The 22,848-nt window shown below is 44.2% G+C and carries 22 protein-coding genes; 2 read left to right on the top strand and 20 right to left on the bottom strand.

Going from position 1 to position 22,848, the window contains the following annotated elements; translation table 11 throughout:
- Positions 1–13 precede the first annotated feature (13 nt).
- The 3 genes from OC538_RS11170 to OC538_RS11160 all read right to left on the bottom strand — a co-directional run bounded on the left by OC538_RS11170 (position 14) and on the right by OC538_RS11160 (position 3,418).
- Complete coding sequence (locus tag OC538_RS11170) at positions 14–1,249, bottom strand: amidase (RefSeq protein ID WP_251695806.1); 1,236 nt, start codon at positions 1,247–1,249, stop codon at positions 14–16.
- A gap of 44 nt (positions 1,250–1,293) precedes the next feature.
- Complete coding sequence (locus tag OC538_RS11165) at positions 1,294–2,559, bottom strand: amidohydrolase family protein (protein WP_262175451.1); 1,266 nt, start codon at positions 2,557–2,559, stop codon at positions 1,294–1,296.
- A gap of 103 nt (positions 2,560–2,662) precedes the next feature.
- Positions 2,663–3,418, bottom strand: coding sequence for an SDR family NAD(P)-dependent oxidoreductase (locus OC538_RS11160; protein ID WP_251695810.1), 756 nt, complete (start codon positions 3,416–3,418; stop codon positions 2,663–2,665).
- A 251-nt stretch (positions 3,419–3,669) separates the two neighbouring features.
- Here OC538_RS11160 and OC538_RS11155 point away from each other — a divergent pair, with 251 nt between their 5' ends.
- Positions 3,670–4,632, top strand: a complete 963-nt coding sequence (locus OC538_RS11155; protein ID WP_251695812.1) for an aromatic acid exporter family protein — start codon at positions 3,670–3,672, stop codon at positions 4,630–4,632.
- 85 nt (positions 4,633–4,717) lie between these two features.
- Here OC538_RS11155 and rlmH read toward each other — a convergent pair whose 3' ends face one another.
- The 16 genes from rlmH to rpsF form a co-directional block, all read right to left on the bottom strand.
- The gene (gene rlmH, locus OC538_RS11150) at positions 4,718–5,197 is read right to left on the bottom strand and encodes a 23S rRNA (pseudouridine(1915)-N(3))-methyltransferase RlmH (protein ID WP_251695814.1); all 480 of its coding nucleotides are present in this window, start codon (positions 5,195–5,197) and stop codon (positions 4,718–4,720) included.
- Between the two features lie 79 nt (positions 5,198–5,276).
- Positions 5,277–5,444, bottom strand: coding sequence for a CxxH/CxxC protein (locus OC538_RS11145; protein WP_410055872.1), 168 nt, complete (start codon positions 5,442–5,444; stop codon positions 5,277–5,279).
- A gap of 202 nt (positions 5,445–5,646) precedes the next feature.
- A complete protein-coding gene (locus OC538_RS11140) occupies positions 5,647–6,909 on the bottom strand; it encodes a S1C family serine protease (RefSeq protein ID WP_251695818.1) in 1,263 nt (420 codons plus the stop codon).
- 232 nt (positions 6,910–7,141) lie between these two features.
- Positions 7,142–7,930, bottom strand: coding sequence for an MBL fold metallo-hydrolase (locus tag OC538_RS11135; RefSeq protein ID WP_251695820.1), 789 nt, complete (start codon positions 7,928–7,930; stop codon positions 7,142–7,144).
- Positions 7,931–7,942: 12 nt separating this feature from the next.
- Positions 7,943–8,779 carry a two-component system regulatory protein YycI gene (locus tag OC538_RS11130; protein WP_251695822.1) on the bottom strand — a complete coding sequence of 279 codons (837 nt, stop codon included), beginning with the start codon at positions 8,777–8,779 and terminating at the stop codon, positions 7,943–7,945.
- Positions 8,766–10,100 (bottom strand): YycH family regulatory protein, encoded by a 1,335-nt coding sequence (locus OC538_RS11125; RefSeq protein WP_251695824.1) that lies wholly within the window; start codon positions 10,098–10,100, stop codon positions 8,766–8,768. Before OC538_RS11125 ends, OC538_RS11130 begins: the two co-directional genes overlap by 14 nt.
- The gene (gene walK / locus OC538_RS11120) at positions 10,091–11,917 is read right to left on the bottom strand and encodes a cell wall metabolism sensor histidine kinase WalK (RefSeq protein WP_262175442.1); all 1,827 of its coding nucleotides are present in this window, start codon (positions 11,915–11,917) and stop codon (positions 10,091–10,093) included. Before walK ends, OC538_RS11125 begins: the two co-directional genes overlap by 10 nt.
- A gap of 5 nt (positions 11,918–11,922) precedes the next feature.
- Positions 11,923–12,633 (bottom strand): response regulator YycF, encoded by a 711-nt coding sequence (yycF, locus tag OC538_RS11115; protein WP_251627378.1) that lies wholly within the window; start codon positions 12,631–12,633, stop codon positions 11,923–11,925.
- A 143-nt stretch (positions 12,634–12,776) separates the two neighbouring features.
- Positions 12,777–14,240, bottom strand: a complete 1,464-nt coding sequence (locus OC538_RS11110) for a M23 family metallopeptidase (protein ID WP_251695828.1) — start codon at positions 14,238–14,240, stop codon at positions 12,777–12,779.
- Positions 14,241–14,509: 269 nt separating this feature from the next.
- Complete coding sequence (gene dnaB, locus OC538_RS11105) at positions 14,510–15,868, bottom strand: replicative DNA helicase (RefSeq protein WP_251695830.1); 1,359 nt, start codon at positions 15,866–15,868, stop codon at positions 14,510–14,512.
- Between the two features lie 12 nt (positions 15,869–15,880).
- Positions 15,881–16,327 carry a 50S ribosomal protein L9 gene (rplI, locus tag OC538_RS11100; protein ID WP_251695832.1) on the bottom strand — a complete coding sequence of 149 codons (447 nt, stop codon included), beginning with the start codon at positions 16,325–16,327 and terminating at the stop codon, positions 15,881–15,883.
- 2 nt (positions 16,328–16,329) lie between these two features.
- Positions 16,330–18,297, bottom strand: coding sequence for a DHH family phosphoesterase (locus OC538_RS11095; protein WP_251695834.1), 1,968 nt, complete (start codon positions 18,295–18,297; stop codon positions 16,330–16,332).
- 12 nt (positions 18,298–18,309) lie between these two features.
- Positions 18,310–19,251, bottom strand: a complete 942-nt coding sequence (locus OC538_RS11090) for a YybS family protein (protein ID WP_251695836.1) — start codon at positions 19,249–19,251, stop codon at positions 18,310–18,312.
- Between the two features lie 337 nt (positions 19,252–19,588).
- Entirely contained in the window at positions 19,589–19,825 is a 237-nt protein-coding gene (gene rpsR / locus OC538_RS11085; RefSeq protein WP_251695838.1) for a 30S ribosomal protein S18, read from the bottom strand.
- 44 nt (positions 19,826–19,869) lie between these two features.
- Positions 19,870–20,382, bottom strand: a complete 513-nt coding sequence (gene ssb, locus OC538_RS11080) for a single-stranded DNA-binding protein (RefSeq protein ID WP_251627352.1) — start codon at positions 20,380–20,382, stop codon at positions 19,870–19,872.
- 70 nt (positions 20,383–20,452) lie between these two features.
- Positions 20,453–20,740 carry a 30S ribosomal protein S6 gene (gene rpsF / locus OC538_RS11075; protein ID WP_251695840.1) on the bottom strand — a complete coding sequence of 96 codons (288 nt, stop codon included), beginning with the start codon at positions 20,738–20,740 and terminating at the stop codon, positions 20,453–20,455.
- Positions 20,741–21,066: 326 nt separating this feature from the next.
- On the opposite strand from rpsF, the gene OC538_RS11070 reads away from it, so the two are divergent.
- Positions 21,067–21,627, top strand: coding sequence for a DUF3267 domain-containing protein (locus tag OC538_RS11070; RefSeq protein WP_251695841.1), 561 nt, complete (start codon positions 21,067–21,069; stop codon positions 21,625–21,627).
- A 46-nt stretch (positions 21,628–21,673) separates the two neighbouring features.
- Here OC538_RS11070 and ychF read toward each other — a convergent pair whose 3' ends face one another.
- On the bottom strand, positions 21,674–22,774 hold the full coding sequence (gene ychF / locus OC538_RS11065; protein ID WP_251695843.1) for a redox-regulated ATPase YchF: 1,101 nt from the start codon (positions 22,772–22,774) through the stop codon (positions 21,674–21,676).
- Positions 22,775–22,848: the final 74 nt, after the last annotated feature.

The following is a 22,848-nucleotide window of genomic DNA, read 5'->3' as shown; positions in this document are numbered from 1 at the left end:
TCAGGTTTTCAATTCAATTAGTATAACTATCAACTAAATCAGCGGCAGTCTGCGCTAGCTGTAAATCACAACCAGGAGCGCCAATTAACGAAATACCAAGTGGCACATCATGTTGTTTAACTAGTGGCAAAGTAATCTGTGGAGTACCGGATAAAGGTGAAATACATAATAGGTTACTAGATTGGGCACGGACGGCATTTATTTCCTCTGTAGAGCTATTTCGTAAAGGCGCTACAGAAGCAGCCGTAGGTAAGCAAAGCAGTGCGCCATCTGTCAAAAGCTCATTCATTCTTTCAATAATAGGTTTCCTTTTAGTTAATGCCTCTTTATACTCGCTCAAGGTAATGGTAGATGCCCAAGCTAAGCGTTCTTTTGGACCAGGTGAAAGATGCGGGCGATGTTTTCTTATCCAACCACCGTAGCTCTCCCAAACTTCATACCCCTGAATAATTCTAAAAATCTCTGTCCATTCTTCTAAACCATTACGACTTAATCTGACGTGTTCAACTTGTTCATAATTTTGTTTTAAATGGGTAACAGCAGGCTGTAGTACTTCTGCGACATCTTTGTTTATCGAATCAAAACAATCATCTGCGATAAGCAACTTATTAAATGGTACTTGTTTAGTATCTTGTCCTAATATTTCTTCAGAAACTCGTCTGAAAATATCTGTATTGCCGGCTACGTATCCTAGAACATCCATGCTCTCGCAATATGGCGCCTCTCCATCGTTCGCCACTCGTCCATAAGTGGGACGCATTCCTAAGATTCCCGTATAACTCGCAGGAACCCGAACAGATCCCAGGCAGTCGCTTCCAATGGCAAAATCGACTAAACCGCCTGCCGTAGCCACTCCCGTTCCGCTCGAAGACCCTCCTGCAAAACGTCTAGGGTCATGAGGATTAAGTGGCGAACCGTAATTCCAGTTTTCACCGCTAATACTGTAACATAGCTCGTCACAGACCGTTTTCCCTACTAAATCGGCTCCAGCAGTTAATAATTTAGTTACAATGCTAGAAGTAAAATCATCTGGAGCATGCGTCCGCAGCCATTCCGGATGTCCATTACTATAAGTACTTCCTAAAATCTTAAATACATCTTTTACCGCAAACACAAGGTCTTCAAGATTCCCTTCATCCGTTCCTTTAAGAGCGATGTGGTTTTCTCTAACAAACGCTTGCAGCGCATCATAAGGTGGAGTGTCAGAGACAGGTAGTCGGGAATTGTTTAACATAGTAGTTACAGTCAATATTCTTCACCTTTCCGGATTAAAAATAATAGTTTCATACGTTATTAATCTTCCATCAATACAGGTGCCAAATCTTGTGTCAATTCATTTTGGACGATGACCTTACCATTTTTAATGACATAACGAATTAGTGGCTGGTCATTCACTAAATTACTCAAATCATCACAGTCATAGATAACTACATCAGCATTTTTCCCAACTTCCAAACCGTACGTATCCGTAATTCCAATTGCTTTAGCTGCGTTATACGTTACCATATCTAAAACTGAACGACGCTGTGCCGCGGAGCCCATCTGTTGTGAAACTTGCAGTAAGTACCCAACGGCGATTAAATCAGCATTGCCAAATGGCGTAAAAGCATTTCGAATATTATTGGAGGAGTACGCCAGATTTACTCCCCGCTCCATCATTGCCAATACAGGCGCCATACCACGAGGAATGTTTTTTCTCTCTGCACGCCCAGTCATAAACATATCTGTAACAGGCAATGGAACTATTGATACTTCCGCTTTGGCAATTTTATCAAAAATAGGCGCCGCAACTTCTGGATCAAGCGAACCTAATGTTGTTACATGTCCTATTGCCACTCTACCTTGATATCCTCGTTCAATTGTCATATCGCATATCAATTCGATACATGTATTTTGAGGATCATTCGCATCGGTACCGAAATCGGCATGCATATCAATCGGCAAGTTGTATTTTTCCGCCAAGTCAAAAACGATTTCCAGTTGTTTTTTAGTATCTTCCATTGTCTTTTCACTATATGGACAACCCCCAACTACATCGGCTCCCATTTTGATGGATTCTTCCATCATCTCCAGTACGCCTGGTGATTGAATGATGCCTTCTTGAGGGAATGCAACAATCTGCATATCTAGAACGTCTTTAAATTTCTCTTTTAAATCTAGAAGTACTTCTACCCCAAGCGTCTTTTCGAAGGGATCCACGTCAGGATGAGCTCTCATTATTGTAGTTCCGTTTAGCACCGACCACCGGATCACTCGTTCAGCTCGTTCCTTCACATCTTCGTATGTGTATAATTTCTTTAGTTCAGCTGTATTCTTCAAAGCTTCCTCTAAAGTACCTGATAGATTCGGTTTACGTTCTTCCAGAAAAGCTTTATCGGGATGAATATGACTTTCAATGAGTGTGGGTAGTACCGCATTGCCTTTTGCATCAATCTCTTTTGAGTTATTGTCATTTTGAATGTCAGCCGCTATTTTAACAATCTTACCATCAATAATTTTGATGTCTTTAAGAGCCTCGCCATCTTTGATATGTGCTTTTCGTATTAATAGATTACCCATGTAAAAATGCCCCCTAAATCGTATTTATCCATAGGTCTTACAGTCTTAAACAATTTTTAACGGGTTGACTAGTGTCAACCCGTTAAAAGATTTTCTTCCTTACTTAGCCAATGGATTGACCACCATCAATTTTCATTTCAACACCGTTTATATGCTGAGCTTTGTCGCTTGCCAAAAAGGCAGAGAAAGCGGCAACTTCTTCAGGGCTTCCGACACGCCCAGAAGGAATAGAAGCTACTTGTCTGGCTGCTGCTGGATGTTCTTGCTCAATTGCGTATCGTACCATTGGCGTATCGACTAGGCCCGGGCAAAGTGAAACAGCGCGAATGCCATCTTTAGCGTAACTGAATGTTAGCTGTTTCGTGTATCCGACAACCGCGTGCTTTGAAGTGATATATGCCGCGTCTCCGACTCCTGCAATTGTTCCTCCAATTGAAGCAATATTTATGAAGGTCCCTTTCTTTTTCTCAAGCATGTAAGGTAAAAGTTCATTCGTCAGTAGATAGACTCCTTTAACGTTAACAGCCATGATTCTATCCCATTCTTCTTCCGTAATATCGAGAGAAGCTTTGAAATCGGCCAAAATAGCCGCATTATTAACACAAATATCTACTGTCCCAAACGCTTTTAGAGCCTCGTTGACCAATTTATGTACATCTTCTTTTTTAGAAACGTCAGCAATAACACTGAGTACAGTACCTTTATTATCTTCAATTAATTTTGCTGTTTCAGCTAATCCAGTTTCATTCACATCAGTAATGACGATTTTTGCGCCTTCTTTTGCGTATTCAATTGCTTGTGCTCTTCCTAGACCCGACGCAGCTCCTGTAATCAATGCAACTTTTTCTTCTAATAACATAATAACCCTCCTAAATTTTAAGAAATTGCTATTCAATTAGATATAAAAAAGTGAAGCGTTTACATTTATAATTGTAAGCCATTTCTGAAGTTATATCAAATAATCATTACTATAAATGGTATAATAAACCATATTGTAGAATAATATATTTATTCTATGAAGTCAATCTTATCTTAAAGTCCAAGCACAAAATAACTAAATGCCATTAGCTTGGGTATAATGAAAGTATAGAAACAGTAGGTGATGCTTATATGGTAGGAATGGGATATCGGACAATTAAGACTGCAATAGGTGCAGGACTAGCAATATGGATTGCAAGTCTATTCGATTTGGAATTTGCAACATTTGCGGCGATTATCGTTATTATGTGTATTGAGAAGACAAAAAAAAGAACTTTACATTCCATCCGGAAGAAGTTCTTTGCGTCTCTATTATCTTTACTTCTTGGTTCCATTTGCTTTGAATTATTAGGATATCATCCAATAGTATTAACTTTATTTATCTTGTTTTTTGTCCCAGCCCTTATAAAATTACGTATTCAGGAAGGTTTCGTCACAAGTATGGTTGTTATTTTACATATTTACACAGTGAAGGAAGCCAACTTGGAAAACTTATTGAATGAACTTTACGTTATTTTCATTGGTATAGGAATCGCCTTGCTCGTGAATAGCATTATGCCAAGCTTTAAGAAAGAAATTGAAAACTATAAAACGGAAATTGAAACTAAATTCAGCGCTATTCTATACCAATTCTCTATTCTTTTAAAAAACGGTGAACAAAATTGGGACGGAAAAGAGTTAATCGAAGTCGAAGATGTCCTGAATCGGGCTAAAAACATTGCTATACAAGATGTAGAAAACCATCTATTACGAAAAGAAAACAAAGATTATTATTATCTCGAAATGCGGGAGGATCAACTGCAAATCTTAAAACAGATGGTTGGCATTATAAGCATTGTTTCTTCATCAGAGTTAGACATCAAACAAAGAGGCATGCTCGCTGGCATTTTTCTTAACATCAGCCAACATGTAGACTCGGGAGATACAACCATTGCATTAAAGCTATTAGAGGAATACGAACAATCCATACGGGAAACAGAATTGCCAAAGACCAGGGAAGAATTTGAAATCAGGGCAAATCTATTTTATCTAAACTTCGAGATCAAGAACTATTTAATTATTAAGAAAAACATTTTTGACAGAAGCAAACATTAACTCTGCAATGGCCATAGGTACAGGTAATTCGGTTGTTTAAGCCAAGGAACCTGTACCAATGGCTTTATAAATATCACTTCCTCACTTACTTATGGTACGGTTCACCCTTGATAATCCTAAATCCCCGATACACCTGCTCCAACAACACCAATTTCATCAACTGATGCGGAAACGTCATCTTTGAGAACGACAATAACTCATCTGCCCGTTTCAATACATCATTATGTAATCCGAGAGAGCCACCGATGACAAAGACAACTTTGCTTCGCCCGTACGTCATCAACGACTCCATCCCCGCAGCCAATTCTTCGCTCGTTTTCATTTTACCCTCAATCGCCAACGCAACCACGTATGCATCGGGGTTGATTTTCGCGAGAATTCGGTCGGCTTCTTTTTTCTTAACAATTTCCATGTCGGCTTCACTCAAAGACTCAGGGGCTTTTTCATCCGGTACTTCCACTAAATCAATTTTCGCATAAGCTCCGAGTCGTTTGGCATATTCGTCGATGCCCATTTTCAAATATTTTTCTTTTAGTTTGCCAACTGACACAATTGTAATATTCACAGGGTTGTCCACCTTTGCTTAAATGTTATGCACAGAACTTATACACATATCCACAGGAAAAACTACATATTGTGCCCGATTACCTGTTCGCCACAATATACGTTGCGGGTGTGTCACAGTACTCGCATTTTGTGGATAACTTATTCACTTCATCGACTTTTTCCATGATCGGAAATGTCTCCTCTTGTGCAACAAGTACGTCCAATGCATGATTTATATGGGTTTCACAGCTATATATTTTCATCATCCACACTTCTTTCATCCATTATTTTTTACACAAACTTATTCACAATTTCAATTTCTTATCCACATGTCAATAACTTATTCAGAAAAACAGGCAGTATAGCTGATGTTCTGCTATGCTGCCTGTTGTGGATAAGTATTTATTACATCCTTGTAAAAAGTGTAACACTCTGTTCGGTTTTTCGCCCGCTTTTATGCTAAATTCCTCAGAATGTATTGCCGTCTTTCAGTTCCATTTCAATATCAATGGGTTCTCCATCGCGATACACTTTCATTTTCATCATGTCCCCGACCTTTTTGTCATTGTATAGATGCTTGCGCAAGCCAACCATGTCCGAAATTTTCTTACCGTCCATTTCCACAATGACATCATACTTCTGTACGCCTGCTGCTTCCGCCGGTGTGTTGCGAAATACTTGGGTGACGATGACTCCCCCAGCTATCTCCTCCGGCAGTTTCAACACTCCTCTTCGTTCCGATGAAGGGACATCCTCCAGATTAAAGAGACTGACGCCCATTGTCGGCCGCTGAACCGTGCCGGTCGTTTCAAGGTCTTTAATGATCGGTACTGCAATATTGATTGGAATAGCAAGACCGATCCCTTCCACAGTCGACTCCGAAATTTTCATCGAGTTGATGCCGACCAATTGTCCCGCCATATTGATGAGCGCTCCACCTGAATTTCCCGGGTTGATGGCAGCGTCTGTTTGCAGGACGTCCGCCTGCCAATCGACCGTCCCATTCTGATCGAAATCCATCGGTATCGATCGGTCCTTCCCAGAGACAATCCCCATTGTTACGGAACCTGCAAAGCCAAGGCCGAGCGGGTTACCGATTGCAATGACCGTCTCTCCGCGCTTTAAAGCATCCGAATCACCAAATTCGATGACTGTTTTAACATGGGCTGCATCGATTTCCACGACGGCCAAATCAGTCCACATATCACTGCCGACAAGTCTTCCGTCAGCCTTCGTTCCGTCATCGAACGTGATTTCCAACTCCTCAGCGTTTTCGACGACGTGATGATTAGTGACGATATACGCCTTGTCGCCTTCTTTCTTATAGATGACTCCCGATCCGCTGCCTTCCCTCGTCGTTTCCTTCGCCGACCAAAAGTCACGCACTGTTTGAAGATTGGTGATGCCGACAACCGTATCTGCGACTTCCGATACTACATCAGTAACATCCGTATTAATATCGATGGAGACTCTCTCGCTCGTCAGGTTGTTTTCACCAGTCGTCTCGCTGCCGACTTGTGGAGTCACTTTCTCCTTGTCGAAAGTGGAATTCATGAGGAACCAGACGATGAGCCCTCCGAGAATTGCTCCAAAGAGGGCTGTTAAAAAGCCGCCACGACGTTTCGATTTGACTGGTCTTTCGCTGTATCTTGGCGGTTCTTCATGCCTTTCTGTTTCTTGAATGACCGGCTTTTCTTCTCCATTGCCGGGTCTTTGATTGAATTCGTCCATTCTCCTCTCCCTCTCTGTAGACAGTTACACTCACTTTACCCCATTCGGGTTAATAAGAATCAAGTCATTGTTTAACTTTTAGTTGGTTTATCGGTTAGCTTGGGCGTTGGTGCCGTCTCTATGAGCGCGAAAGCCGTTTCTTTGAGCGCTGAGTAGCTACAGGCGGGGCAAGGCACATACCGTTCTCGCCAATCAAAAAGCCTCACCCGAAGGCAAGGCTTTTCGATCTTTATTAAACAGTGACAAGCTCTGTCGGTTTGTCCGCGTCGGTATCATGCAAATGCACGAATTCCCCCGGGCGGATCCCGCATGCCTCCAATGTTTGTGCAACGCTCATCCTTGCGAGGTCTTTCATATTATTATCCTTGCTTAGATGCGATAAATAAATTCTTGTCTCTTTTTGAGCGACGACTTCACTCATTGCAACAGCGGCATCTTCATTCGAAACATGCCCGACGTCGCTCAGGATTCTGCGTTTGACCGACCATGGGTAGCGGCCCATCTGCAGCATGCTGACGTCATGATTGCTTTCGAACACGAACGCATCAGACCCTTGGATATGCCCTTTCATCCTATCGCTCACATACCCCGTATCCGTGATGATCGAAAGCTTGCGGTCATTCTGATGGAATACGTAGAACATCGGATCCGCGGCGTCATGGGAAACTGCGAACGACTGGATGTCGAGAGAGCCGAATGACATATTCGTCTCCATATTGAAATGGTATCGTTGCTCCGTCGGAATTTCGCCGACGAGCCCATTCATCGCAAGCCAAGTCTTCTCATTCGCATAGATTGGCACTTTGTATCTTCGTGCCAGAACACCAATCCCTTTAATGTGATCGCTATGTTCATGGGTGACAAAGATGCCATCTACATTCGTCATGGAGCGCCCGATGTTTTCAAGCTGCTGCTCCATTCTTTTTGCACTAAGTCCAGCATCGACCAGAAAAGCATGCTCTTCGGTCTCTATATATATTGAATTGCCCGTACTGCCACTTGCGAGCACACTGAAACGCATATGAAAAACTCCTTATTCTTCTTCATCCTCAGCCTCATCGAATTCTTCCTCTTTCAACTTGTCCAATTTAAAGTCTATCACTTTACCTTCAATAGCATTGATGAAGTGATCCTCGATGGTGCCGTCCTTCAATTCTACACGAATATTCCATGTCGGGGCAAATACTTGCTTCCCGGTCAATTGGACGAGTGATGAGTATCCTGGCGTCACATTCAACACTTTGGAATCTTGCTTTAAATAACCGCGTGTAACGAGTGACCTAACCGCTTCATCTTGCGTCAACACTTCTTTTTTATGGTTGTCGCTCGAGAATTCCTCTAGCATTCGCTGATTGTAATGGGTCACTTCATAGTTCTCGTCCCAATAGATCGTCAAAGTCGCATTCGGGCTGTAGAAAATCGGTTCCCCATTCACTCTTTGAAAGAAGATGGCTTTCCGTGCTTCCTTATCCACTTCCCAACGCTCATATTCTGCTCCGTTCCATACATATTTCGTTATAAAATCCTTGAAATCATAGTCTTCTTTTGCATTCCGGATAGACACAGGAGTATCCATTATAGATTCAATCTGTGTGTTGTCGAAGATGACAATGGATTGATCCTCAAGCGGTTCCAATTCCTCCTGCGAAAAGGATTTCATATTTGCGGAGATGTAGGAGAAGTCATTTTTCACGACTTGCGGCACATTGTACGTAATATTCTCCTGCTTCATTAAATCCTCAATCGACGTTTTCCCCGCAACCTGAATATTTTGCGCCTCGGTGCGCTGATTCAAATATAAGAAATAAAGGAAGATATTCAAGATGGAAAAGACGACAATGAAGATTGTTTTTGTTTTATTCCAATCCAATCTGCTCACTCCCGCCTTGTTCAGGTGTATAGCGGACCCAATTTCCTTTGGCATAATAATACCAGGCAGGCTCCATGATAAATATCCTTTGCTCCAAATCATGTTTCATCATATAGCCGGTTGTGATCTCCTCAACCGTTCCAAAATCAAGATTCTCAACTTCCAGCAGCTCGTTTACAATATCGGTCCCTGGCGGAAGCTCTATTTCATCATTCGCCAGCGGCACATCAATTTTGTAGTACGGACGGATATACCGGAAAACCCGGTTTTCGCCATAATACTGTGCAATTTCCGTTGTACCCGTAACCGGGGGCTCGCTGAAAACAGGATAACCATGAACATATAGTTGGAATCTCACGTACCTGGAGGTAGGATTTATATACGAAAACCTATACGCATCCGTCCATCCGCCATGCTCATTAATAGAATCAATGACATCAATCAACAAGTCGGAAGGGTATGCTGCCGGATCACTGCTCAGCGCGGCGGGATGGGCAAAGTTCAACATTTTAGTTTCCGTATTCACACGTAGCTGTGCATGGTCATCACCAAATTCCTCATCCGTCGAATCTACTTGGCTGCGTCGCACTGCATTCGGATCATTGAATAAAGCATCCCGGAAGCGTGTCGGACTGATTTCCTCCTGGATATACGTGCTTTGCAGCATTTTAACCGGTTCAGTCGGGACCGCCAAATAGACAGACTCTGAGACATTCACTTCCGCATAGGAGGGTAGATTTTCCCCTTCCAGGATGATTTGCCGATACGACTTCATCGTATCCGAGGCTGCTATCTTTCCACGATAATGGATTCCTGTCGCACGGTTGATGAAATGAGCTTCAAAAGCGATTTCCTTCGGATTCCATCTGACGACAAGACGGTCAAATCTGAATTCCGGAAGTTGAACATCCTCAATCGGCAAAATCTCATCATATACCGGCAGCGGTACTTCACCTTGGAAAAACAATGTGAACTGATTCGTCTGTTCGAAAAAGGATTTCATCTGACCCTTGTTCATCTCGTTCGGTTCCCGAGCCAACTGGGAAACTTTCCAGGTGCCCATTTCCCTCACAATATGATCAATTCGATTCTGATCGGTCGTCCCTCTGAACGATTCGTCGTACTTAATAAGAAACTTATACGGCTTGATGAGATCCTCCACTTGCTTCCGTGCTCCGATGGATATGTCGACGGTCGGTGATTGTTCAATCGTATCCAACCTCGGAGAATACGTCCAAATGGAAAAGGTGAATGTGACGCTCAACAAGACAAGCAATAGTAGGATGATTGATTTGATAGGCTCAATATACTTCAATCCCATTCACCTTCCTCTTGTCGTTCAAAAGGCAGCGTAAAGAAGATTGTTGTTCCTTTGCCTTCTTCACTTTCCGCCCATATTTCCCCGCCATGGGCAATGATCATTTCTTTTGCGATGGCAAGTCCGAGACCTGTCCCACCCATTGCCCTCGATCTCGCGCGGTCCGCCCTGTAGAACCTATCAAAAATACGGTTCACATTCGCTTGTGGGATGCCCATGCCGTCGTCTGAGATCATCACCTTGATATACGTCCCCGATGTTGTCACCCCGAAGCGCACATCCCCGCCATCCGGCGAATACTTAAGCGCATTTGAAATGATATTGTCAATTACCTGAGTCATCTTATCTGTATCGATTTCAACGAATAGATCCGCAGACGGCAACAACCGTTTAAAATGAACGTTCTGCGACTTCGAGAACTCGAACCGCTCGATGATTGAGTTGAAGAAATGATTGAATTCCACCCATTCGGTATTCAACTCATATTCTTTACTATCCATCCTGGAAAGCTTCAATAGGTCATTGACGAGCCGGATCATCCGCTCTGTCTCCGTCTGTGTCACACGGAGGAAGGAAGGGGCAATCTCCTCGTTCTTCCAAGCACCTTCCGCCAATGCATCCAAATAACTGCGCATTGTCGTCAGCGGCGTGCGAAGCTCGTGAGAAACGTTGGAAACGAATTCCCGTCTCTCCATGTCAATTTTCTCCTGCTCGGTATTGTCATGAAGAACGACGATTAGGCCGTTCACAAAGCCCGTCTCCCGCTGCGTCACTGAAAAAGTAGCCCGCAAGATGTATGGTTCCTTCTCTGTACTGAAGTCGAGCGCAATGGAATCTTTCACTTGAATGAGATCCTCGAATGTATACTCCTGGTCCAAACCTAAAATGCTCGTAATGGGACGATTCAGCACTAGATCGCGTGTCATCCTCAACATCATGAGCGCGGAATCATTGATCAGGCTCACTCTGCCTTTGCGATCCGTTGAAATGACGCCGTCCGTCATATTTTCAAGAACTGAGGCTAGCTTCCTTTGTTCACTTTCCGTCGTGGACTGAGATTCTTGAAGCTGATTCGTCAAATGGTTAAAGGCGATTGCCAGCTGGCCCATTTCATCATTCCCGTACACGTATACCTTCCTGGAAAAGTTCCCTTGCGCCATCGCTTGCGCCTGGCGCCTCATATCCGAAATCGGCCTTGTGAATGTACGGGCGATGAATATGCCGATGATAATTGTGATTGTCAGCGATACTGCCACTCCACCCGCAAGGATCTGGTTAATTTCATTGATCTGCTTGAACACTTTTTCAATATTGGCCGTCACATATAACGTGCCGACGACTTCCTTATTATTGTTCGTGATCGGTTTCACGCGAACCATGACACGTTCACGCTTGACCGGATCAAAGTTGATATTCTCATAGAACGTTTCGGAGGTGATGGATCTTCTCACACTGTCTTCCATCGATCGCTGGCCAACCAATGATTGATTGCCCAATTCGGAGGTGGCCAATATTCTATACTTTGCATTGATGACCCGAATTTCATTGATGTCTTCCGAATTAAAGTTCGAAAGGACGGTCCGCAAGCTCTGTTCAATTGACGGATCGTCCGGTGACCGGTCTTTTATCATTTCTTCACGCACACTGAATTCGACAAGGTTCATCCTGTCCCTGACCGATGTTGTGAAGTTCGTCTTCAATGTATCTTCAAGCTTACTAGCAAAATAAAGCCCGATGATCTGCATTGCTACAAGGATGAGCATGATATAGATGAGGACGAATTTCACGTGAATCGATCTGAAGAATCCGACTTTCTGCATTGTCCTTACTCCTGTTCCGGATCACGCAAATAGTAACCGACTCCACGTCTCGTTACGATCCACGTCGGGTGGCTCGGAGTGTCTTCGATCTTTTCACGCAGACGGCGGATCGTTACGTCGACTGTCCGTACGTCCCCGAAGTAATCATATCCCCATACTGTTTGCAATAGATGCTCTCTCGTCATCACCTGTCCGATATGTTTTGAGAGGTAATGCAGCAATTCGAACTCACGATGGGTCAGCTCAATAGACTCTCCGCGTTTTTGTACCAAATAAGCGTCCGGCTGTATGATGAGGCTTCCAACTGTAATTTCATTTGTTGCCTCATCCTGCTCTTCCGACAATGTCTTCGAATGCCTGCGCAAATTCGCCTTCACCCTGGCAATCAATTCGCGTGTACCGAACGGCTTCGTCACATAATCATCCGCGCCTAGCTCCAACCCTAGCACTTTATCGATTTCCGAGTCTTTCGCTGTCAGCATGATGATCGGGAAATCATACTTCTTCCTGACCTCCCTGCATACTTCCATGCCATCACGCTTTGGAAGCATGATATCGAGCAGCATAATATCCGGCTGTACCTCTTCCACTTTTTCGAGCGCCTCTTCACCGTCGTATGCGCAATAGACAGTAAAGCCCTCCTTCTTTAAATTAAACTCTAATATATCTGCTATCGGTTTTTCATCATCTACAACTAAAATGGTTTTATTTTGCATCATTCATTCCCTTTCCCGCCAATTTGGCGACTACTTTAGTATATATTCTATTACTTTTGCAATAAACCTTCCATTCTGCACCTACACCAAATTAGAAAAAGAGACGGCAACAGAATACACTGTAGCGTCTCCATTCCTTCTCTTTATCTTAACACACTCAACGGATTGATATTGGAACCGTTCTTGATTACTTCAAAATGCAAATGCATGCCAGTTGAGCGTCCTGTGGAGCCCATGACACCGATTTTCGATCCTTGAGGTACTGTTTGTCCGACTTTGACCTCAATAGACGATAGATGGGCGTATAACGTCTTGTACCCATTGTTATGAGTAATGATGATACGGTTTCCATACGTCGCGTGATGGCCTACATCGGTCACGACGCCATTGTCAGAAGCAAAGATTGACCGTGACGATGGCCGGGCGATATCAATGCCTTGGTGCACTCTGCCCCAGCGTTTCCCCATTTGGCTAGAAACGTATCCGCCATCCGCCGGCCATTTGAAGCTTCCCGTCCCGCGTGAAGGGATCACTTTAGTACCGACGACCGTTACTTCATGAACCGGTTCTACCAGTACATGTTCCTCTGCTACGGACTTGCCAATCACTTTTCCGTTCTTCTTCCGGATCTGATGCGTAACCGATTTCTTGCCGTCCGTTCCTTTTTGTTTAACTCTCTCTTCACCTTTGAACGTCGATGCGTCTTTTTCAGTCAGTTTCTTGAACTGGATTGGTGCAATTTCCTTTGATTCATAGTGTGCTTCCACTTCTATATAAGGTTCAAGCGCTGTCACGTTCAGCTCCTGACCAATCTGAAGGACCGAATCTTCCGTAATGCCCGGATTGATTTCCATTAGTTTTTCCGTAGACATATTGTGGGCACTAGCAATTTTCCCTAATACATCCCCTGCTTGAATAGGATATTTCTTCTCTTCCAACGTACCTTTATTCAACAAAGTCATTGCCTCTTGCACGCTTCGGACCTCTTCGGGTGCCGTCTGTCCTTCAGTAGCCTGAATGTCGGCGCTGAATTGAATAGTTGAAAGTCTTGTTTCACTTTCTTTTAACGGTGGTATAGGTTCAGTAGATTGTTGGCGGGCTTCGAATTCAGCCAGCTCCTGCTCGGTAACTGTTTGCAATGTCAGTTCCTTGATCACTTCTTCAAAATCGGCAGTGTCTTTGACATAGAATGCTGTCTCATCGTCAATTTGAACACCGATCGCTTCCGCCTCCACGGTAAGCATGTTCTGAAGTTTTCCAAGGACCTGTTCATCGTCTGTTCCTACGGTAAATACCTTTTCCGGTACGACAGACAACTCAGTTCCGATTGTTAATGGGAGTCCTTCGTATTCGGAGGCCGCTTTCTGTAATTCCTCTTGTTTGAGCTGTTCGATCTTTTTATCGTCAGACAGCATTCCGACATATTCGCTGGCCGAGTAGACATGGTAGACGGTATGGATTGAGGACTCTCCCTCTTTTTCCAGTGCAAAACCGGAGCTTATACTAATTCCTCCAAAGAAGACTGTCATGATACCTATCTTTTGGAACTTCTTATATAGGGCCGTTCTATTCTGTTGATTGTTCATGTTTTGTTTCTTGAAAAACATCGTTTGTTACTCCTTCCGACTGGCAGCTGCTACTAGACGCCATCATACTGAGAGATTTTCACGCTTCTTCAATTTATCATATCTAGTTAGTCGCTTGTTGCTTTGTGTCTATTTGTAATGAACTTGTAGTATTGCAACCAAATATTCCTTATTAACTTCCAAATGTTAGTTGTAAATGAGGAGAATACCAACTGTGAATATAGTCTTATATATGGCAAAAAGCCTTGATAAACCTGTTAGACAGGTGAATCAAGGCTTTTCACTATCCATTATTGATATGACGGGGCTTGGTGTTGGCTCCAGTCGATGTTCAGGAATTTGTTGTATTCCTTGGCGAACGCTAGCGTAACGGTACCGGTTGGGCCGTTACGTTGCTTCGCTATAATGATTTCAATCATATTCTGATTCTCTGTTTCTTTATCATAGTAATCTTCCCGGTAGAGGAAAGAAACGATATCCGCATCTTGCTCGATACTTCCAGATTCCCGCAAGTCGGACATCATCGGCCGCTTGTCTTGTCGTTGTTCCACGCCACGGGAAAGCTGGGATAGTGCAATGACCGGGATTTTCAGTTCCCGAGCAAGTGCTTTTAAGGAACGGGAGATTTCCGATACTTCTTGCTGACGGTTCTCGCCGGAACGGCCGCTTCCCATAATGAGCTGTAAATAATCGATCATGATCATGCCCAGGCCATGTTCCTGTTGAAGTCGACGGCATTTGGAACGTATCTCGTTAATCCGGATGCCTGGAGAGTCGTCGATGAAGATTCCGGCGTTGGAAAGAGACCCCATCGCCATCGTCAGTTTCCGCCAATCCTCTGCTTCCAAATTCCCTGTCCGCAACACTTGCGCATCAATATTCCCTTCCGCACAAAGCATACGCATGACGAGTTGTTCTGCACCCATCTCCAAACTGAAGATCGCGACGTTTTCATCCGTTTTGGTCGCCACGTTTTGAGCCACATTCAAGGCGAACGCTGTTTTACCAACGGAAGGACGGGCAGCAACGATAATCAAGTCATTCCGCTGAAAACCGGCTGTAATCTTATCGAGATCACGGAATCCGGTCGGAATGCCTGTTACTTCGCCTTTTCTCGTATGAAGAAGCTCGATATTGTCATACGTTTCCACTAGAACATCTTTAATGTGCTTAAAATCACCGGCATTTTTCCGGTTGGAAACTTCCATAATCCTTTTTTCCGCTTCGGACAGGACAGCTTCCACTTCGTCTTCTTTCGTAAAACCTTCCTCAACGATATTGGTTGCAACCCGGATGAGCCTTCTTAGGATGGATTTCTCTTCAACAATCTTGGCATAATACTCGATATTTGCCGCTGTCGGGACAGCGTTTGCAATTTCCGTCAAATACGAAATGCCGCCGACGTCTTCCAATTCCTTCTTCGCTGATAGCTCTTCTGTGACTGTGACAACGTCAATCGCTTGTCCTTTATCGCTCAGGATCAGCATCGTGTCGAAGATTTTCTCATGAGCCGTCCTGTAGAAGTCATCGGGGCGAAGGACTTCGGAAGCTGTAATTAATGCCTCGGGTTGAAGGAAAATCGCTCCAATGACAGATTGTTCGGCTTCATTATTATGCGGGGGGACGCGATCATACATCTGATCCATCATTATCGCTCCCTATCATTCTTCGGTTACATGGACTTTAAGCGTAGCTGTAACTTCCGGGTGCAGTTTGATCGGCACATTCGTATAGCCGAGAGCCCGTATTGCATCAGGCAGTTCCATCTTACGGCGATCCACTTTGATTTTATGATTTTTTTCGAGAGCTTCTGCGATCTGCTTCGTCGTAATCGAGCCGAAGAGACGTCCGCCTTCCCCGGATTTTGCTTTCATTTCCACAGTTTTCTCATCGATTACTTCTTTAAGTTTCTGTGCTTCGGCCAATTCTGCAGCCGCATCCTTTTGTGCGCGCTTCTTCTGTCCTTCGAGCTGGCTCAGGTTTGCAGGCGTCGCTTCAATCGCCAACTTGTTTTTCAACAGGAAGTTTTGCGCGTAGCCTACAGATACTTCTTTCACTTCGCCTTTTTTCCCTTTACCTTTAACGTCTTTCAGAAAAATTACTTTCATTATCATTTTCCCCTTTCCAATTTATCTTCTATAGCGGATTTCAATAATTGAACCGCTTCTTCTATTGTTTCCATTTCTAGCTGGCAAGCGGCATTCGTCAAATGTCCTCCGCCGCCAAGTTCTTCCATGACTAGCTGCACATTCAGCTCCCCAAGGGACCTTGCGCTAATGCCGATTTTCCCGTCCGAACGGGAAGCGATGACAAACGAGGCGATGACTCCTTGCATCGTCAGAAGGATATCTGCAGTCTGTGCAATCAGCACTGGACTATAGATGACACCTTCCTCACCTTTCGCAATTGCTATGCCGGCAGAAGTGAGCTCAACAGTTTCAATCAATTTAGACCGTTGAATATACGTCGCAATATCTTCCTTCAACAGTCGCTGTACAAGTACTGTGTCGGCTCCGTTCGTCCGCAAATAGGATGCCGCCTCGAATGTTCTTGACCCCGTTCGCAATGTGAAGCTTTTCGTGTCGACAACTATTCCCGCGAGCAACGCAGTCGATTCGAGCATCGTCAATTTTTCATTCTTCGGCTGATATTCCACAAGCTCTGTCACGAGCTCGGCTGTGGAGGATGCGTACGGTTCCATATAGACGAGCATCGTGCTGTTGATGAATTCCTCGCCGCGTCGATGATGATCGATGACGACGACCTTTTCGGCCTTGTCGATTAACCGCTCATCTATGACCATGCTCGGTTTATGTGTATCAACAACGACTAGAAGAGATTTTTCGGTCAGCATTGATAAAGCGGTTTCGGGATCGATAAATTGTGAAAATAACCCTTCGTCCTTTTTAATTTCATCCATCAGACGGGTCACGCTACCATCCAACTCATCAAAATTCAGGACGACATGACCTTCCACATTGTTCATCCGTGCCATCTTCCTAACTCCGATGGATGCCCCGATTGCGTCCATGTCGGGCATTTTATGGCCCATGATCAACACTTTATCGCTGCCTTGGATCAAATCGCGCAATGCATGTGAAATGACTCTGGCGCGTACACGAGTTCTTTTTTCCACCGGATTCGTCTTGCCTCCGAAGAATTTGAGCTTGCCATCTGTATGCTTAATGGCGACCTGATCGCCTCCACGGCCCAGAACAAGATCCAAACTGGATTGCGCCAGCTCACCAAGTTCTGTCAGCGCGGCAGAGCCGGTTCCTACCCCGATGCTCAGCGTCAAACCAGCATTCTGAATTGCTGTCTTCTCCCGAATATCGTCCAAGATCGTAAATTTCGCCGTTTCCAATTTGGAAAGAATCGCTTCATTGAAAACCGCTAGAAAACGATCGGATGCTATCCGTTTCACATAAATACCATTATCCAACGCCCATTGATTCACGAGTGAAGTGACAAGCGAGTTAAGATTGCTTCTCGTCTGATCGTCCATCGTCTGTGCTAGTTCATCATAATTATCGATGAGCATGACTCCGAGTACAGTACGATCTTGGTGATAGAGAGATTCAATCTCCACTTTTTCCGTGATATCGAATAAATAGAGCAGTTTTTCCTCAGCCCTGTAAATGACTTGATAAGTGGAATCGCCAACATTCAACGTCGTCTTCTGTCCGTCGTTTTTAAGAATAGTTTGGAATGCCTCAGATAGCTGGAACAATTCCTCACCAATTAACGTCTCTTTATCAAAGATATTGACGGCATAGGGGTTTGCCCATTCGACAATATGCTTTTCATTAAAAAGGATAATGGCGATCGGCAGCTCGAGCAACGCTTCTTCCCCGACCTTTTTCATCCGGTAGGAGAGGGATTCGATATGCTTTTCCGTTTCCATATACGTCTGTTCCTCTAGCTTCCAAGCGATGCCTAACGCTATCGTGAACGGAATCGTGAATAAAAGGCCCTCCCAGAAATTCGAGAGGAATAACAGGACGGCCGCTATCAATCCAAGGAGAGATATGACAGTCAGTGGGTATCGGATAGCTCTTCTTCTAAAAAATGACCTCATTGTCTCATCCCCTTACTTCAAGTTGTCTTTTCCGATCCAAGCACGGATATTCACGCCTATATCAAGTATGCCAAGAAGTGTGGTTATTGGACTGAAAAGCAATGCGAAAATAGTGGAAAGTACCGTGACAAAAGTAGGCATTTTCATTTTATACATAAAATAGTGAATCAATGCCAACCCTTGCACTAGTAAAAGAAACCGTAAAATAATCGTTGCATTGACATAAAGCAAATAAGCCGAGGAATCCGGTTTCAATTCCATCATCCAAGGAAGTATAATGATCAGCCCGTATACGAAAATCGTAATGACAGGCAGCTTCATCTCCCGGAATGGCGGAAACACAGGCACTTGATGGCCAAGTCTGCGGAGCATCTCGAAATTGGGGATCACCATGATGAATGTAAACACATACACCGACAGGATGAACATAGCCGGAATGGCAGAGCGGTACATAGTGAACGCCTCTCCCACTATTTTTTCATAGTTTTCCGGAAGTGCACCTAAACTTTCGAGCGACGCCTTGAATTGCGTCTCCGATTCCTTCAGCATCGTCATCAGACTGTCGATCGCATTGACTTCAAAAACAAGCGCGGCTATGAGATAAACCAATATACCTGTTATGATGAAAAATAATCCCGATGCCATGAACGTGTAAAGCTTGGATTTACCCAACAGTACCGATTCGGCAACCAGGAAGGCAAGTACCCCGAACATCACAGCGAAAGGCACTAATAAAATGCCCCCAACAATAAGGGACAGCATTGCCCCTGCAATCGCCACGAAAATCGTCGAGCTTCTGTCATAACGCAGCCGATAAAGAATGATCGGCAACGGAATGAATATCATAATGATGCTTCCAAGGAAAGGGATGAAGAATGCCCCCGCCAGAAGTATCGTGAACAATGCGAGCATCATCGCACCGTATGTTATTTTTCGAGATTGGTCCTGCATCATTCTGTTCCTCCGTCCAGTCAATGGACTTAGTATTTTCTATCTCCTCATTGAAAGTGAGTTCTTATAATTGTATCATGATTGCCGCCGATTAACCAAAAGACAGGATGACTTCCTGTCCAACACACAGCAGACAGTCCGCGTCGGTTTCCATCTGACAAATACGCATAACTTCTTCGAATCACGCATAAACGCCATCAAACACGCATATTTCCCAGGAAACACTCATAACCGTCCGCAAACACGCATAAACCTTCCCAAAGACGCATAAAAAGGAAATTCAAAAAACCGCCCAGAGACCGGAAATGCCGGTATCACAAGGCGGTTTAAATAGTATTTCTTATCTTTCTTCCGAAACGAACGGAAGAAGTGCCATAATACGAGCACGTTTAATAGCAGACGTTAATTTACGTTGATATTTTGCGCTTGTACCAGTTACACGGCGAGGCAAGATCTTTCCACGTTCAGAAACGAATTTCTTAAGTAGGTCAGTATCTTTATAATCGATATGTGTAATGTTATTCGAATTAAAATAGCAGACTTTACGACGTCTTTTACCTCCACGGCGTGGTGCCATATCGCTTTCCCTCCTTACTTGACTACGTTACCGACAATTCTCTATTAGAACGGCAGATCATCATCCGATACTTCTATCGGACCACTGCCCGTTGAAAATGGATCATTGTCAGTACGTGTATAATTTTGTTGTTGAGCTGGTTGTTGATATTGCTGGTTCGGCTGCTGATTCTGATAATAAGGTTGTTCGTTCTGTGGTGCACCACCATAAGCAGCTCCAGATCTCTCAGCATTTGCACTGCGCGGTTCAAGGAACTGCACGCTGTCCGCTACGACTTCTGTCATAAAGACACGTTTGCCGTCTTGTCCATCGAAGCTGCTCGTTTGGATGCGGCCTTCGATCCCAGCAAGACTTCCTTTACGTAAAAAGTTCGCAGTGTTTTCCGCCTGTTTCCTCCAAGTGACACAGTTGATGAAATCAGCTTCACGCTCTCCTGATTGGCTAGAGAACGTCCGATTCACCGCTAGCGTAAAACGCGTTACCGCGATTCCGCTCTGCGTGTACTTGAGTTCAGGATCTTTTGTCAATCGGCCGACTAAAACGACACGGTTAATCATCAGAATGCAACCTCCCTCATCATTTTCAAGTTCCACCTTTTAACGGTACTGCATTTCGTTCTTCTATGGATTAGTTGTCCAGACGAACAGCCATATGACGAATGATAGCTTCGTTGATGTTCGCAAGACGTGTAAATTCATCGATTGCTGCAGTGTCTGCATTAGCTGTTACCAATTGGTAGTAGCCTTCACGCAAGTCGTCGATTTCGTATGCAAGACGACGCTTGCCCCACTCTTTCGACTCGATGATTTCCGCTCCGTTTGAAGTTAGGATGTCATCGAAACGAGTGATCAATGCTTTTTTCGCTTCATCTTCTACTGTTGGACGGATGATGTACATGATTTCGTACTTTCTCATCTTTAGTCACCTCCTTATGGACTTTGGCCCACTTGTTACGGCGGGCAAGGAGTAAGTAATGTTTATTACTCACATCATCATATTTTAACATGATGTCTTCATACAATCAACTATTAAATATAGTTAATCGGATTTACGCTGCAGGCGGTCGCTTTCCGGGGGGCGGGCGGTGAGCCTCCTCGGTCGCTTGCGCTCCACTGCGGGGTCTCACCTGTCCCGCTGATCCCCCAGGAGACGCCGCCTTTCGCTTCAATCCTTGGCAAGTTCTTTTCAAACTATAAATCAACTTATCCAAGTCGTGTATAATTATAATAAGAGGTGATCTGATGAATAATATTACTGAACCAGACAAAATCATTGAAATCGACTTACCCACGGTTGCTAAGAGTGGCATGCTGCTTACCATTCTGACGCTCATTGGATTGCTGGTTGTAGATGGTCTTATACAGCAGGAACTATCTTTCACTTTTTCCATCCGGAATGTTCTGTATTTCATTGTCGGTTATATATTCTTGATAATTCTTCATGAGCTTTTTCATCTTCTTGGTTTCAGGGTGTTTGGGAATGTACCTTGGAAGAGCATGATTATCGGAATGAATCTCAAGTTGGGTATTGCTTATGCTACGACCAATCGGCTGATGACGAACCGGGCTATTCAGAAAGCGTTATTGCTTCCTTTTTGGACGACTGGCGTAGTACCAGCGATGATTGGATTAGTTACGAGTAATGGCATCTGGCTTGGTCTAGCCGCTTTTCTCATTGGCGGGGCTGCGGGTGACTTTGCAATGCATAAGGAACTGAAAAAATTCCCGGATGATTGGCTTGTAAAAGATGATCCCGAGTTGCCAAAGCTCTATCTGTTCAAACCTGATCGAAATATACAGTAAAACAACCGGAAAAGGATATCCCTTCTCCGGTTGTTTTTTCATTTATTTACACGTTAAATCTAAATAACATGACGTCTCCATCTTGGACGATGTATTCTTTACCTTCCAGACGGACTTTGCCTGCTTCTTTTGCAGCTGCCATGGAGCCTGCTTCTACAAGCGCATCATATGCCACTGTTTCTGCCCGGATGAAGCCGCGTTCGAAGTCTGTGTGAATGACGCCTGCACATTGCGGCGCTTTCATCCCTTTTCGGAATGTCCATGCGCGGACTTCTTGAACGCCTGCTGTGAAATATGTGGCGAGTCCTAGTAGATGATAAGATGCTTTGATGAGTTGATCGAGGCCAGATTCCTTGATGCCTAACTCTTCAAGGAACATCGCCTTCTCTTCGTCATCCAATTCAGCCATTTCTTCCTCGACTTTTGCACTGACGACAATCACTTCTGCATTGTCCTGCTTGGCAAATTCACGGACCGTTTTGACATACTCGTTTTCTTCCGCATCCGCAATTTCATCTTCGGATACGTTTGCAACGTAGAGCATTGGCTTAATCGTCAACAGGTGCATTCCTTTGATGAGCTGGAATTCTTCCGGCGTCAGTTCAACGGATCGAGCAGGCTTTTCGTTCTCGAAAGCATCCTTCAACTTCATTAGCACTGGTTCTTCAGCCATTGAATCCTTGTCTTTCTGCTTTGCCATTTTGGAGACGCGTGTCAATCGCTTGTCCACGCTTTCCATATCAGCAAGGATCAGTTCCAAGTTGATGACTTCGATATCGTCAATCGGATTTACTTTCCCTGATACATGTGTAATATTTTCATCGTCAAAACAACGGACGACTTGGCAGATTGCATCGACTTCGCGGATATGGGAGAGAAACTTATTTCCTAATCCTTCCCCTTTGCTCGCCCCTTCTACAATCCCTGCAATATCTGTGAATTCAAAAGCTGTCGGCACTGTCTTTTTCGGTACGACAAGCTCTGTTAATTTTTGAAGCCTTTCATCGGGCACTTCTACAATCCCGACGTTCGGATCGATTGTACAGAACGGATAGTTGGCAGCCTCTGCTCCCGCCTTCGTTATTGCGTTGAATAGAGTCGACTTTCCGACGTTCGGCAAACCAACGATACCTGCTGTTAACGCCATTTATTTCCCAACCTTTCATATAGGTCAATTTCATAATCATCTTTGCAACTCTTCTATTATAAGAATAGTTGGCG

The sequence above is a fragment of the Saccharococcus sp. Marseille-Q5394 genome (assembly GCF_946901335.1).
Classification (GTDB): domain Bacteria; phylum Bacillota; class Bacilli; order Bacillales_A; family Planococcaceae; genus Sporosarcina; species Sporosarcina luteola_C.
The sequence above is the reverse complement of the archived record's forward strand: the minus strand, read 5'-3'. Positions and strand labels throughout refer to the sequence as shown.